8 protein-coding genes and 1 CRISPR repeat array are annotated in these 14,145 nt (G+C 57.5%); of the genes, 1 reads left to right on the forward strand and 7 read right to left on the reverse strand.

Annotated elements, in window-relative coordinates:
• The first annotated feature begins 124 nt into the window (after nt 1-124).
• Nucleotides 125-1,036: a hypothetical protein gene (locus tag DXB44_RS01950; protein WP_118657548.1), complete on the forward strand. Its 912-nt coding sequence runs from the start codon at nt 125-127 to the stop codon at nt 1,034-1,036.
• 8 nt (nt 1,037-1,044) lie between these two features.
• Nucleotides 1,045-6,028: a CRISPR direct-repeat array (repeat unit 33 nt; unit sequence ATTTCTATCCACGCCCTCCGCGAGGAGGGCGAC).
• A gap of 180 nt (nt 6,029-6,208) precedes the next feature.
• On the opposite strand, the gene cas2 is transcribed toward DXB44_RS01950, so the two are convergent.
• The 7 genes from cas2 to cas3 form a co-directional block, all read right to left on the reverse strand.
• On the reverse strand, nt 6,209-6,499 hold the full coding sequence (cas2, locus tag DXB44_RS01955) for a CRISPR-associated endonuclease Cas2 (protein ID WP_055184225.1): 291 nt from the start codon (nt 6,497-6,499) through the stop codon (nt 6,209-6,211).
• A gap of 9 nt (nt 6,500-6,508) precedes the next feature.
• A complete protein-coding gene (gene cas1c, locus DXB44_RS01960) occupies nt 6,509-7,540 on the reverse strand; it encodes a type I-C CRISPR-associated endonuclease Cas1c (RefSeq protein ID WP_118657549.1) in 1,032 nt (343 codons plus the stop codon).
• Nucleotides 7,525-8,211: a CRISPR-associated protein Cas4 gene (gene cas4 / locus DXB44_RS01965; protein ID WP_118657550.1), complete on the reverse strand. Its 687-nt coding sequence runs from the start codon at nt 8,209-8,211 to the stop codon at nt 7,525-7,527. Before cas4 ends, cas1c begins: the two co-directional genes overlap by 16 nt.
• Entirely contained in the window at nt 8,211-9,110 is a 900-nt protein-coding gene (cas7c, locus tag DXB44_RS01970; protein ID WP_118657551.1) for a type I-C CRISPR-associated protein Cas7/Csd2, read from the reverse strand. Before cas7c ends, cas4 begins: the two co-directional genes overlap by 1 nt.
• Before the next feature lie 3 nt (nt 9,111-9,113).
• Nucleotides 9,114-10,880: a type I-C CRISPR-associated protein Cas8c/Csd1 gene (cas8c, locus tag DXB44_RS01975; protein WP_118657552.1), complete on the reverse strand. Its 1,767-nt coding sequence runs from the start codon at nt 10,878-10,880 to the stop codon at nt 9,114-9,116.
• Nucleotides 10,877-11,524 (reverse strand): type I-C CRISPR-associated protein Cas5c, encoded by a 648-nt coding sequence (cas5c, locus tag DXB44_RS01980; RefSeq protein ID WP_118657553.1) that lies wholly within the window; start codon nt 11,522-11,524, stop codon nt 10,877-10,879. Before cas5c ends, cas8c begins: the two co-directional genes overlap by 4 nt.
• Before the next feature lie 377 nt (nt 11,525-11,901).
• On the reverse strand, nt 11,902-14,064 hold the full coding sequence (cas3, locus tag DXB44_RS01985) for a CRISPR-associated helicase Cas3' (protein WP_118657554.1): 2,163 nt from the start codon (nt 14,062-14,064) through the stop codon (nt 11,902-11,904).
• Nucleotides 14,065-14,145 lie beyond the last annotated feature (81 nt).

Below are 14,145 nucleotides of genomic sequence, written 5' to 3' on the forward strand. Positions count from 1 at the left end.
ACAAAGACGAACACCCCGGCGGCTGAGAAGGGACAGCTGCCGGGGTGTGTTTTGTGTAAGAATGTCCGCAGGTGTTTTGCAAAGCGGGATGCGGTAGACTGGACACAGGAAAGGAGGCCGGGAGATGCTGGTAAGAATTGTGAAAAGAACCTTTAGCGGGGCAGAGTACTGCCCGGAGCAGAAGGTTTTGAAGCTGGGCGGCGAGGGCAGCACCGGGGTGGAGACACTGGAATTTGAGCTGCCGGAGGAATGGGCCGGTATGGCGGTGACGGTGCATGTGCAGCAGCTGGACGGCACGCTGCCGCAGCCGGTGCTGCTGGGAGAGGACAGGTGTCTGGAGGTGGACAGGATGTTCACCTCCAGCGAAAAGGGGCTGTGGATGCTGCGGGCAATGGACGGCAACGGATACTGTGCCATGACAAGGCCTGCGCGATACGAGTGCTACGAGACTTTTACCGCGGACGGGGACACCGAGATCACCCCGAGCCAGTACGAGGCCTTTGTGGCGCAGGTACTGGGGGCGGCGAACACGGCAAGCCAGAAGGCAAAGGACGCGCAGAGCGCGGCGGACAGGGCAGAAGGTGCAGCGGGAGAGGCACAGAAAGCCAAGGCCGCCGCTGCGGACAGCGTGCAGCAGGCAAAGGGCGAGGCAGAAAGTGCACAGACGGCGGCGCTGAGCCAGAGCAACTGCGTGGTGGACGGAGGAAACAAAAAGTATAAGTACTTTGAGATCATCGTCAACAACGTTGAAGATCTGGAAGTTCGGAACGTGATCTTTTGGAAGGGCGCGAACATGGTGCTGGAGGGGTGCAAAAACATCTGGTTCGTCAACTGCACATGGGAAGGCATCAACCCGAACGGTGTAAACAAAATATGGACCTGCGGCATCCGGCTGCGGGGACGCATGGAGAACGGCGAGAGCATTTGGTGCGAAAACATTTGGATCGAAGGATGCATATTCCAGAATGTCTGGTATAACCCGTATGTGAATAACGGCAGACCGCAGGATGTTTCGGACGCTGCGATTTTACCATAGCTTTTTAAATTTCTATCCACGCCCTCCGCGAGGAGGGCGACTATCCACGTCTGTCTTGTAGTCCCTGCACTGTTATTTCTATCCACGCCCTCCGCGAGGAGGGCGACCCTGAGGGTTGTTTGTGGTATACTCGGTGTGCAAAATTTCTATCCACGCCCTCCGCGAGGAGGGCGACTCGCCCAGGTTTGCCAGCATCGGGTCATAGTACGAATTTCTATCCACGCCCTCCGCGAGGAGGGCGACTCGTACAGGCTCACTGCTGCGTTACCGGTCATTGATTTCTATCCACGCCCTCCGCGAGGAGGGCGACTACCGGGTGGCGGGCTTTTTCTTCTGCCATTCAGACAATTTCTATCCACGCCCTCCGCGAGGAGGGCGACAACGAGGGCGATCTGGTGCCGATCTACTGTGATATTTCTATCCACGCCCTCCGCGAGGAGGGCGACCGATTTATGACTACAAAAAGACTGGGCCGTTGAAACGATTTCTATCCACGCCCTCCGCGAGGAGGGCGACTGAGGACTACACGAGTCCCAAGTTCAGGCTATATGATTTCTATCCACGCCCTCCGCGAGGAGGGCGACCCCACAAAACATCCACGAATATCACAGAATGATTGCAACATTTCTATCCACGCCCTCCGCGAGGAGGGCGACCAGGCAGCTGAAAGAGGTTTCACAGTACGTTATCAAATTTCTATCCACGCCCTCCTCGCGGAGGGCGACGAGTGCCGCGCGCCGCACTTAAACGCATTCCAAATATTTCTATCCACGCCCTCCTCGCGGAGGGCGACCGGCATCCAGGGCGTTGCTTCTACTTCTCCCATATTTCTATCCACGCCCTCCTCGCGGAGGGCGACGAGTGCCGCGCGCCGCACTTAAACGCATTCCAAATATTTCTATCCACGCCCTCCTCGCGGAGGGCGACCACAGCATATTCTGCGCATCGCAATAGCTTGCTTATTTCTATCCACGCCCTCCTCGCGGAGGGCGACCTTTTTCGTCTTTTGTCCAGACGTATTGTTTTCGATTTCTATCCACGCCCTCCTCGCGGAGGGCGACGCTCATCTCAATTAAAGACGTCAAACAGGCAATCCATTTCTATCCACGCCCTCCTCGCGGAGGGCGACGGTACACATAAACAGCGGATACCGGACACCGACAAGATTTCTATCCACGCCCTCCTCGCGGAGGGCGACCTATGCGCGGCGGAATCAGACTGTAAAAAAGGAATTTCTATCCACGCCCTCCTCGCGGAGGGCGACTCTGGGACAATTTTAAGTATTTCATGGGAGAAATAATTTCTATCCACGCCCTCCTCGCGGAGGGCGACGCAAGGTCTAGTGTGTTAGACCAATCTGCGCCAGTTATTTCTATCCACGCCCTCCTCGCGGAGGGCGACACAGCCAGCCGACCAGCAGGAGCACCAACAGGCCAATTTCTATCCACGCCCTCCTCGCGGAGGGCGACCCGGCCATCTACTGGCGGCATAGGCGATTTTTTATTTCTATCCACGCCCTCCTCGCGGAGGGCGACGGAGCGCCGCAGGCGCTCCCTCTGGGAGCCAGACCATTTCTATCCACGCCCTCCTCGCGGAGGGCGACTAAGCACAGTCACTGCAACAACAATCAACGATCTGCATTTCTATCCACGCCCTCCTCGCGGAGGGCGACAGATACTAGGTAGTCGTCAATAAAAACTACCTGTATTTCTATCCACGCCCTCCTCGCGGAGGGCGACAGATACTAGGTAGTCGTCAATAAAAACTACCTGTATTTCTATCCACGCCCTCCTCGCGGAGGGCGACAATGATCGCAACAGCACAGGCGAACGTCCTAAAGCTATTTCTATCCACGCCCTCCTCGCGGAGGGCGACAACAGGCTATCCACATCATGATGCAGATTCTCGAATTTCTATCCACGCCCTCCTCGCGGAGGGCGACCTTTGCCGTCTCTTGGCGTCTTCTGAGCTTTTTGTTATTTCTATCCACGCCCTCCTCGCGGAGGGCGACAATGATCGCAACAGCACAGGCGAACGTCCTAAAGCTATTTCTATCCACGCCCTCCTCGCGGAGGGCGACAACAGGCTATCCACATCATGATGCAGATTCTCGAATTTCTATCCACGCCCTCCTCGCGGAGGGCGACCTTTGCCGTCTCTTGGCGTCTTCTGAGCTTTTTGTTATTTCTATCCACGCCCTCCTCGCGGAGGGCGACCTTGACGAAATCTATCACGCCTTGCATGACGAGATATTTCTATCCACGCCCTCCTCGCGGAGGGCGACTTATAGTTGCCGCGTTGTCCACGTTTTCGTCTCTATTTCTATCCACGCCCTCCTCGCGGAGGGCGACAGATACTAGATAGTCGTCAATAAAAACCACTTGTATTTCTATCCACGCCCTCCTCGCGGAGGGCGACCAAACCGTGTAAGTGGCAAAATGCGAAGCAACGCAATTTCTATCCACGCCCTCCGCGAGGAGGGCGACTCTGATCGGCAAGTATCAGTGCCGGCTGGAAGATATTTCTATCCACGCCCTCCGCGAGGAGGGCGACCGTTATAGTGCGGCACCGGGTTGTATGGGCTGATATTTCTATCCACGCCCTCCGCGAGGAGGGCGACGTTCAGCAGTAAGGTATCCGTAAACGTTCGGGGCATATTTCTATCCACGCCCTCCGCGAGGAGGGCGACCTGTAAGACCGTTGAAGCGGTCGAGGCAAAGGTATTGATTTCTATCCACGCCCTCCGCGAGGAGGGCGACTCATTGTCCGGGTTCGGGATGATATTCCTGCTCGATTTCTATCCACGCCCTCCGCGAGGAGGGCGACAGAGGGATTTTTTCTTTTTGAGGGGATTTGCGGGGATTTCTATCCACGCCCTCCGCGAGGAGGGCGACGCCGCGCCGGAGCACCTACGCCGCAACCGGCGAGGGATTTCTATCCACGCCCTCCGCGAGGAGGGCGACCTCCTGCATCTGTTCATACAGCCCAGCAGGCCATTATTTCTATCCACGCCCTCCGCGAGGAGGGCGACACGGTAACGCAAACACAGGAAAACCGTACACAGTATTTCTATCCACGCCCTCCGCGAGGAGGGCGACGGCGTATACAATCACATCGAAAACAGTGTAGCGATATTTCTATCCACGCCCTCCGCGAGGAGGGCGACGGCGTATACAATCACATCGAAAACAGTGTAGCGATATTTCTATCCACGCCCTCCGCGAGGAGGGCGACAAAAACAGTGTAGCGATGAACTACAACAGCGCAATTTCTATCCACGCCCTCCGCGAGGAGGGCGACGTTACAAAATTATCACAAAGTAACAAAAACATTATTTCTATCCACGCCCTCCGCGAGGAGGGCGACCTCGGAAAGCGGAAGTCAATCCGGCACAAACATTATTTCTATCCACGCCCTCCGCGAGGAGGGCGACTTCACATACTACGACCCGAGACTTGCAGCCTTGGGCATTTCTATCCACGCCCTCCGCGAGGAGGGCGACTATTGTTTTCGTGTTTTTTCACCTGGATTCGAAAAATTTCTATCCACGCCCTCCGCGAGGAGGGCGACGGCGGCATCCGACTGTAAGGCAACACGAGCCAAAATTTCTATCCACGCCCTCCGCGAGGAGGGCGACCAGCGCAAAGCAATTTAAAACTGCAAAAAGCTGGATTTCTATCCACGCCCTCCGCGAGGAGGGCGACACAAGCGCACCAACAGGAGCATCTGCAAGCATTGATTTCTATCCACGCCCTCCGCGAGGAGGGCGACCCATAGGTGCAGAGCAAACAACAAAATACTGGATGATTTCTATCCACGCCCTCCGCGAGGAGGGCGACACCGGCCCCGTCACTTACAGCCACAACGGCAAGATATTTCTATCCACGCCCTCCGCGAGGAGGGCGACGGATTTTCTTTACCAGCATCAACGATGCAGGCCAAATTTCTATCCACGCCCTCCGCGAGGAGGGCGACCAGGGCCGAAGTGCTGGCCTTTACTGCACAATTTATTTCTATCCACGCCCTCCGCGAGGAGGGCGACACTATGAGCTGCAAGGCCTTATCGACCAGTACCAATTTCTATCCACGCCCTCCGCGAGGAGGGCGACCCAGTCGGGATGCCAAATCGGGAGCAGACATCGGCATTTCTATCCACGCCCTCCGCGAGGAGGGCGACATCCTCAACCGTGCAAAAGGCCGCTGGGATAATGATTTCTATCCACGCCCTCCGCGAGGAGGGCGACGCACAAACCAGATGGCGCAGGAGCTGGGCTATAACATTTCTATCCACGCCCTCCGCGAGGAGGGCGACTCCAATCACAAAACCGTGCTCTTCAAAGCTTTTTGTATTTCTATCCACGCCCTCCGCGAGGAGGGCGACGGGACAACGTAGCAAAATGCTACGCATGGGTAGGCATTTCTATCCACGCCCTCCGCGAGGAGGGCGACCATGGTGTTTCGTCCATTTCTCCCATGAACTGCTTATTTCTATCCACGCCCTCCGCGAGGAGGGCGACGTGTACGCCATAACCACAGTTACCAGCAAGGCCTTATTTCTATCCACGCCCTCCGCGAGGAGGGCGACCCACATAAGAGGGATGGCAGCAGACATCCGAGTTATTTCTATCCACGCCCTCCGCGAGGAGGGCGACCAAACCGTGTAAGTGGCAAAATGCGAAGCAATGCAATTTCTATCCACGCCCTCCGCGAGGAGGGCGACATAAAGCAATCGATAAAGCAACAGCAAAACAGCCATTTCTATCCACGCCCTCCGCGAGGAGGGCGACCGGAAGAGCCAAAAACAGAGCCTAAAACAAAGGAGATTTCTATCCACGCCCTCCGCGAGGAGGGCGACCCACTATACAGCGTACCGGGTCTATACAAACTGTGAATTTCTATCCACGCCCTCCGCGAGGAGGGCGACGGCGGCGGAAAAGCCGGCGATGGGGTAGGCAGAAAATTTCTATCCACGCCCTCCGCGAGGAGGGCGACAGCAAAAACAGAGAGAAAACACCCTGCTTTTGTCTCATTATACACCTCTCTGCACAAATTGCAAAGAGATGTCTGCAAACCAAACCGCAAAATCACACCGTTACTCGCGCAAACGGCTGGTTTTCCGGTGCGAAGCGTCCCGGAAAACCATGTGTGCTGCCGATTCGCACTGGCCGGACATCAAAAGATCAGCACGCTGTCTTGGGCAAATTCTGGGTGCAGTCCAACGTGCTCGACCTTGGTCTGGTAGTTGTTGCCCAGCTGGTAGAACCGCAGACTGTCCAAGGCAGGGTCGATCAGGGCGGTCAGCTCTGCTTTGAGAACTGCGTACTGCGAAGCGTTCAGCAGGCATTCGAACACGGAATTTTGCACCCGCTGCCCATGATCTACGCACTTCTTGGCAACCTTGCGCAGCCGCTTGCGTCCGGCGGAGGTCTCGGTGTTTACATCGTAGGTGATCAGTACCAGCATGATTGCACCTCATTTCCAGAAAAACGGAGGGTAAACCTCTAAATCGCCCCGCAGAGTGCGCGCCAGTAGCAACGCCTGCACATAAGGCACAAGCCCCCAGCAGAGCTTTTCCTTCAAAAACGGGTGGGTGATGACTTCGCGCTTTTTCTGCTGCCATGCGTTCAGGAATGCACGGCGTCCCTCCTCGGTCAGCAGAACGGCACCGTTTTCCTGCTTTTCAAAGTGCTTTGCATTCAGCACTTTCTGGTTGATACAGGACAACACGAAACGGTCAGCTAGAACGGTGCGCAGCTCTTCCATCAGATCCAGTGCAAGGCTGCGCCGCCCGGGACGGGCGCGGTGCAGAAAGCCCACATAAGGGTCCAGCCCGGCACCCTCTAGCGCGGCGGCGCAATCGCTGGCCAGCAGGGAATAGGCAAAGGACAGCAGCGCATTCACGTTATCCAGCGGCGGTCTGCGGCTGCGGCAGGTGAACACAAAAGCATCGTTCTGCTGTAAGATCAGCGCGTTGAACCGGTCGAAGTATCGCTGTGCAGCTTCGCCCTCCAGCCCGCGCAGCTGCTCCAGATCCTCGCAGCCTTCCACCAGCGGTAGGGCAGCCGCCAGTTGTGCGCTGGTCTGTTTCAATTCGTCCACGGGCACCCGCTGCGGGTGGTCCCGGGTGGCGCGCTCCAGCACCCAGCGGGCATTGTAAACCTTGCCCAGAATAAAGCTGCGGGCATAACTGCAACTGAGCGCCTCGCTGGCGGCAACGGCGTACTGGGTCTGCCGCAGCAATACGTTGCCGCGTTCCTCGCCCACAGTGCGCGCTAAAAAGCGTCCGCGCGGGGTATAAAAGCTCAGGTCGACGCCCATGCGCCCGCATTTGCCCATCAGCGCAGGGCTGGCACCGGCGTAACTGAAGCAGAGGATGCTTTCCAGCGTGTGCAGCGGCACCCGCCCGACCTCAGCTTTTCCACGGCTGACCACAACGTTTTCGCCGTCCAGCGTGAGGTAAGCGTCCTCGCTGAGGACGAACAGGGAGTTCAGGAATTGCCGCATGGTGTCACCTCCGTGGCCGTCTCGTCCAGATAGCGCCGCAGATAAGCCTTGGCGTCTGCCTTCTGGCAGAGCATCGGCAGACAGAGCTCTTTCAGGGAACAGGCGTTGCAGTGCTTGCCGGGCTTTACCTTTGGGGTGTAGCCGCGGGCAAAATACTGGTTCATTTCGTCCGCTATCTGCCGGGTGGTGCTGCGCAATTCGTCGGTAAAAGGTACGACCTCCCGCCGCTTCGTCTCGCAGTAATACAGCGCCCCTTCCGGGATATGGCACACCAGCATTTCCTCCAGCGCCATGGCCTGTGCGCATAATTGCAGCCGGTCGGCATCGGTTTCCTTTGCGTGGCCGTGCTTGTACTCCACCGGGTAGGGCTGCCAGCGCCCGGGGGTGCTTTGCAGTGGGATGCCATCCGCACAAGCCCGGAACTCCACCACGTCACAGTTGCCAGACATCCGCAGCCGGTGGCTGGTCACCCGCATTCCCCGAGTGATCAGCAAATCGCCCCGGCGCTCGGTGCGGGTGTCATCGTGGCAGCGGGCATGGTTCAGCTGTCCTTCGGTGGTACGCAGATTTTCTGCCCATTGCTGCTCCAGATGGATCAGTGCCCACTGGCGGCGGCAGAAGGCAAAATGCTGGATGCCGGACATTTGCAGGTAGTCATCCGGCGCGTCCATCAGTGAAACCTCTCGCAGTGTACACCCTCCGGCAGGGTGTCGGCCACCGTAACGGTGTAGTCCTGATAGCTGCGGGGCGCGACCACCTCGGCCTTGTGCGCCACGGTAACGGCATCGAACAGCTTATAGGCGGGCGCATTGCCCAGCTCGGAATCGTGCTTGAACACGATCAGCTCCCGCACGGCCATCTTGCCGCGTGCAGCACTGTGGTCGTTCTCGAACATATTCAGGATAGCCTGCCACAGCAGCTGCAAGTCCTCTTCCGAGAAGCCGGTGGTCTTGCGGGCAAGATTGGCAGAAACGTAACCCTCGGCACGGTACAGGCCGTAGGGCACGATATGCTTGTTGCCCATTTCACTGTTCTTCTTTTCAGCGTCTGCCTCGGTGGTGATGGCTACGCGGGTAATGGTCACCTCCTGCGGCACGATAGGGTCAACAGAGCGGGCAAAGCTCAGCTGCACCGGCCCGCGCACCTGGCCGCAGTTCAGCGCACCCTTGACAAAGGTGGTCATCACGGCACCGAAGGTGCGGATATCGTAGAAATGTTCGCACATATAATCCCGCAGCTTGCGGTCGATATCCGGGTCGCTTTTCTTGGCCTTTTTCAGGTCGTCCTTGGGGGTCAGACCGTTGTGCTCCAGCGCCTCGGCATCGCTGCGGTTCAGGGGTACGCCCTCCTTGACATAGATGCGGTAATTGTCGGCATCGGGGGCGTCCTCCTTCAGCGTCTCCACATAGTTGCGGATCTTGCGCTTCAGGCAGACATCGGTCACCAGACCGTAGCCGGTCTCGGGGTCGATGCGGGGCATATTACCGGCATCGGGGTCGCCGTTGGGGTTGCCGTTCTCTACATCGAACAGAATGACGAAATCGTAGCGGTTCTTGATAGGTGCAGACATTTTTTATTCCTCCTCGTTCTTTTTGACGTAACGTTTCTGGGTCTGGTGGTAGTAGCCGATGGTGAATTTACCCTGATCCGGCAGACTGAGCCGGACAGGAAAACCGCTCTCCGGCAGCTGTGCCATCAGTTCGGTGATCTGCTTATCGTAGTGGGTGGCAAGGCCGTCATTCAGCTTGCGCAGATGCTTCTGGCTCAGCCGCAGCAGGGTGGGGAAGGCCATACCCGGCGTGGCGCAGGCGGCGTTGAAATACCGGTCCCTGATGGTAGTGTTGATGCCGGGGTTGGCAGCTTTTTGCACAGCCTCCAGCACAGAGAACAGCCGTCCCAGAAGATAGGGGACATTGGTGGTTTCGTTCAGGCTCACAGTATAGACCTCCTTGTTCAGTTCGGTAGAGTAATTACGCAGGTAATACGCTTTGATCACAGCAGCCCGGCCGCGGGTCACATTCTGCTCGGCACGGATACGCAGGGTCACACCGTTCAATAGGGTAGCGGGGTAACGCCCGCCGGTCAGCACGGCGCGCAGCAGGTCGCCTGCCAGCTGCGGCGACGGCTTTGCGGGCTGTCCTGGCACGGTGCGGGTGGTCTCGTTTACCACAGCCCAGATGGGCAGGGTGTGGAACTTTTCTTTTTCCGAGCAGTCGATTGCCATTTCCTCGGCGTGCTTTTGCAGATTTTGCGCAAAGCTGCCGAAGGTGTCGCGCAGGAAAAACCGCACGGACAAACGGGCGATGTTGGGTGCCAGACCCAGCAGATAAAAGTGCTGGTCGGGCGAAAGCTCTTTTTCCAGAAAAGGCACTGTCTGCCCGGCAGACAGCCGCTTTAGCGCAGCCTGTACATCGCTTTCCTGAATGCCTGCGGCTTCGTCTGCGCCAAACAGGAACATACTCATGGCATCCTGATAGACCGGCTCTGCGTTTTCTGCCCAGCACAAAATGGCGGTATCGCCAACGTGCTTGCAGTGGTCGCGGTCAGCAAGCAGGCGGTTCAGCGCAGTGGTATAGGCAAAGGCTGCATACTCACTCATGGGGGCGTTCTCGCCCTGCTCGTGGCCGTAGGAGCAAAAGGCGGGTGCGTTGAAGGACACCAGTGCCGCGCCAGAACTCTGAGCATCCCGCACACCCATGATAGAAGGGTGCACCAGCGCCGCAGGCGCTTCCTTGCCGGTGACGAGGCATTGCACCATAGCGGCACCTGTGGTGCGGTCGTTGTAATACATCTGCCATGCGTTCTGAATGGCGGGGTCATCATTGGCAAAACTGTGGCTGTGGTCGGCAGCTTCGTAGCCAAAAATCAGGTTGGCGTTGCCGGTGATCTCCTTCCACTGCTCAGCCAATAGGGGATGCGCGGCAGCCTGCGCCGGATCCCAGCTGTCAAAATAAGCAAGGAGCGCCCGGGCTGCGGGGCTGTCTACGCCGTCCAGAATGGTGTGATGCAATTTGGCACAGGCCTTGAAGCAATCCGCAGAGCGCTCCGGCTTGCCTTTTTCGTCTGCGCCCAGCAAATAGGTGGAGTTGTCGCACAAAAAGTTGGCGGCAATGCCGGAGGAACGCTTTTCATGTGCCGGTACGCGCATGGCACGCGGGGCAAGGACTGTCTTTTTGCCCACGGTCTTTTCGGTGAGAAGGGGAACGACCCTAAGCAGCTGCCCGGCGTCATTCAACCGCAGCTCATAGCTCACCTTAAAGCTGTCATCCCAGCCGGGGGCAGAAAGCTTGCCCTGCCGGACAAGCTGCTCGTAATAGGCAGTAAGTGCCTGTAAGATCATGTAAACACCTCCACATCCCGGCAGTCCAGCACGCCGTTTTCCAGCTTTGCCCGGAAGAACTGGGAGCGGATATTTTCCGGGTCGGAGTAGTCCAGATCATACAGCATAAAGCCCAGATCCTGCGTGAGCGGCAGTGCGGGGATCTCTTCAGCCTTGCCGTGCCATTCCCGGAAGTTTGCCGGAAACTCCCTGCAGCCAAAGCAGGGCTGGTGATAGCACTGCCCCTTCTTCAGCCGCCGCCGCAGGATGTCCTGAAATTTGCCCGGATTATCGCCGGGTGCGGCTTTTTCGGTCATGGTAAAATGGCATTCGATCACGTAGTGCACATCTTGCAGCACCAGCGCGGCACGCTGCTGGTGCTCTGCCGTGCACAGCATGGGCACCTCGCCGCCCTTGGCTGCACTGAGCGCCGACGAGGACAGCAGGGTAGCCTTGACCTCATTGCGCCGGATGCTGGCAAACTGCACCGGCTTGAGCAGATAGATGCGGTCGATATGGTACTTCATGCCCGGGTGCCAGTAGATGGCCTCCACCAGCCCGCGTGCCGCCGAGGGCGTCATGATGTCATAGGATACACGCTCGGTTTTCATCTCGGGTCTTGAAAAACAGGCGTAGTCGCCCCAGACCTCGATCAGCATAGACATGAACACCACCTCCTTTCATTGTTTATTTGAATCTTCAGACAAAGAGAAAACTTGCCCACATAAACCACCTCTTTCTATAATTCAATTACTATATAATGGATGTATAAGCGTTTCTGAGCCTAGAATAACACAATTTAATCAATAATACAATGGGAAACTTGCAATTTAATGCTTTTTTTCGTATACTGTTGCTGTCATCCGGTGTGCGCACTGGGATGTGGATAGAAATAATTAGTAGATCATGGATGTATGACGGGGAAACGGCAGAGCGACAGATGCTTTGCCGTTTCTTCATTTACTTGGTATTATATTACAATAAATAAAATACAATAAAAAGGACTTTTGTGTTTTTTCTTTGCCTTATTTTTAGTTTTTTGTCAGAAAAACAGACCTTTTCCGGTCTCCACGTCCATGGAAAGCCCGGTCTTAGGGTCGTACAGGGTGCTGTCAGTCAGGATAGCGCTGCCATTGGGCAGTGGTTCCAACGCTCCGGCAGATTCCAGTGCCTGAAACTGCTGGGCATAACAGGCTACGCTGTAAGCACCCAGCTTGCGGTAAAGTGCGCGGCTCACAGTTCCGTTGCGCAGCTGCTCGCAAAGGGCTTTTCCTTCGCCAATGGGCAGGTAAACGGTGCGGGTGGGGGCTTCGATCAGATGGAACTGTTCAGCCACCTGTGCAAACGGGAAAATGCAGCCCGAGATCCCTTTGCGCAGGGCGTCCAGAATGTTGCTTGTGTCCAGTGCGGCCTCACCCCGCGCAAAATACAGCTCCTTAAAATAAGCCCTGACCGCCTCCGGGCTGTCCAGCGCTGAGGTGCAGCCTGCTGCGTACTGCATGGCGTGTACGTTCTGGCACAGCATCTGTGGTACGCCGCAGCCTTCCAGCTTAAAACGGTATACTAGGCTCTCTTCTGCGCTGCGGTGTCCCTCGCGGTTGCAGCGCCCGGCGGTCTGCAAAAGGGAGTCCAGCCCGCACTGCTCCCGGTATGCGGCGGGGAAATCCACGTCCACACCGGCTTCGATCAGCGAGGTGGACACTACCCGGCAGGGCAGGCTTTCCCGTAACCGCTGCCGGATCTCTGCCAGCTGGCGGCGGCGGTCTGCGGCGCATAATAGCGTGGTCAGGCAGTAACTGCCCTCGGCAGGCAAGGCGGCGTACACTTCCTGCGCCGTTTTGCGCCGGTTCACTACGCACAGCACCTGCGGCAGTGCGCAGAGCTGCGAAGTCAGCGCTTCCAGCGTCAACTCTCCGGCATCGCAAAGGGTGGTGCGGCGCAGGGTGGTGTATAAAGTGGCAGTGTCCGGCACAATCTCCTGCAAGGGCAGCTCCGGCGCAAACTGCCGGAAATAGGGCTCTAATGCGGGCTGGGTGGCGGTGCATAACACGGCGGTGGCGTGGTAATGCCGCACAAGCTGCACAATAGCACTGACGCAGGGCAGCAGATAACTGGTGGGCAGGGTCTGCGCTTCGTCAAAGATGATCACGCTGTTCGCAATGTTGTGCAGCTTGCGGCAGCGGCTGCTGCGGTTGGCGTACAGCGATTCAAAAAACTGCACCGCAGTGGTCACCACAACAGGTGCATCCCAGTTTTCGCTGGCCAGCAGCTGGCGGTACTGTGCCGGGGTCAGGTTTTCCCGCTCAAGGCTTTTGTAGTCTGCGCAGGAGTAATCGGCCAGTACGTTTTCTGCGCCCAGAAGGTCTGCAAAAACAGCGGCAGTCTGGTCGATGATGGACATATACGGAATCACATAGATCACCCGCTTCATGCCCTGCGCAGCGGCCTGTTCCAGCGCAAAGGCAAGGGAGGCAAAGGTCTTGCCGCCGCCGGTGGGCACGGTGAGGGTATACAGCCCCGGTGCGCCGTGGGCACCTTTCTCCATGCAAGCCCGCAGCACGGCATTGCGCTGGCTGCTTACCGGCAAGGTGCTCTGTGCCGCAAGATAGCCAGCCGCCTTGGTACGCACCTTTTCCAGAAGAGAAGAAAGCGTGGTGCTGTTGCCCCGGGGCGCGGCCTGCCCGTTCATAAAAGTTTCGGTGTCGATAAAATCCGCATCCACAAGACAGGAGTAGAGCATCCGGGTGAAGAATGCAAAATCCAGCGGGTCGCGGTTTGCCCAGTCCGGCGGGGCGCTCTGGGGCAGGGTGATCTCGCGCCAGCCATCGTAAGGCTCCACCGGTTTTTTTAGCCGCCCGAACAGGGTAGCGTCAGCGGCATCGGCTGTCCTTCGATTGCCGCCATCCGGCAGACCGGTGTGGTGCCCGGCTACGGCAAAGGCGGCCTGAACGTGGGGCGCACAGCCCTTCATCGCTTCCTGTGCACCGGCGGTCGAGTGGTCGGTTGCAGCACCGCCCGCCAGCCGCTGCTGAAAGGCGGCGCTGTATTTGCCGATATCATGCAGCCACGCGGCGTATTCAGCCTCCTGTGCGGCACCAAAGGGTGCGGCAAAAGCTCCGGCAAGGCGCGCTGTGCCGGAAAGATGTTCGTAGACGGTCTGGGTGCGGGTTTCGTCCTCGGAAATATGTGCAAGTGCTTTTTCCATGTTGAAGCCTCCGTTTCTGGGTCAACGATACAACGGCAGGGAATGCCTGTCAAGAATTGGCAGAAAGTTCGGCGGCCTGCA

It is taken from the genome of Faecalibacterium sp. OM04-11BH (assembly GCF_003482185.1).
In the GTDB taxonomy this organism is placed as follows: Bacteria; Bacillota; Clostridia; order Oscillospirales; family Ruminococcaceae; genus Faecalibacterium; species Faecalibacterium tardum.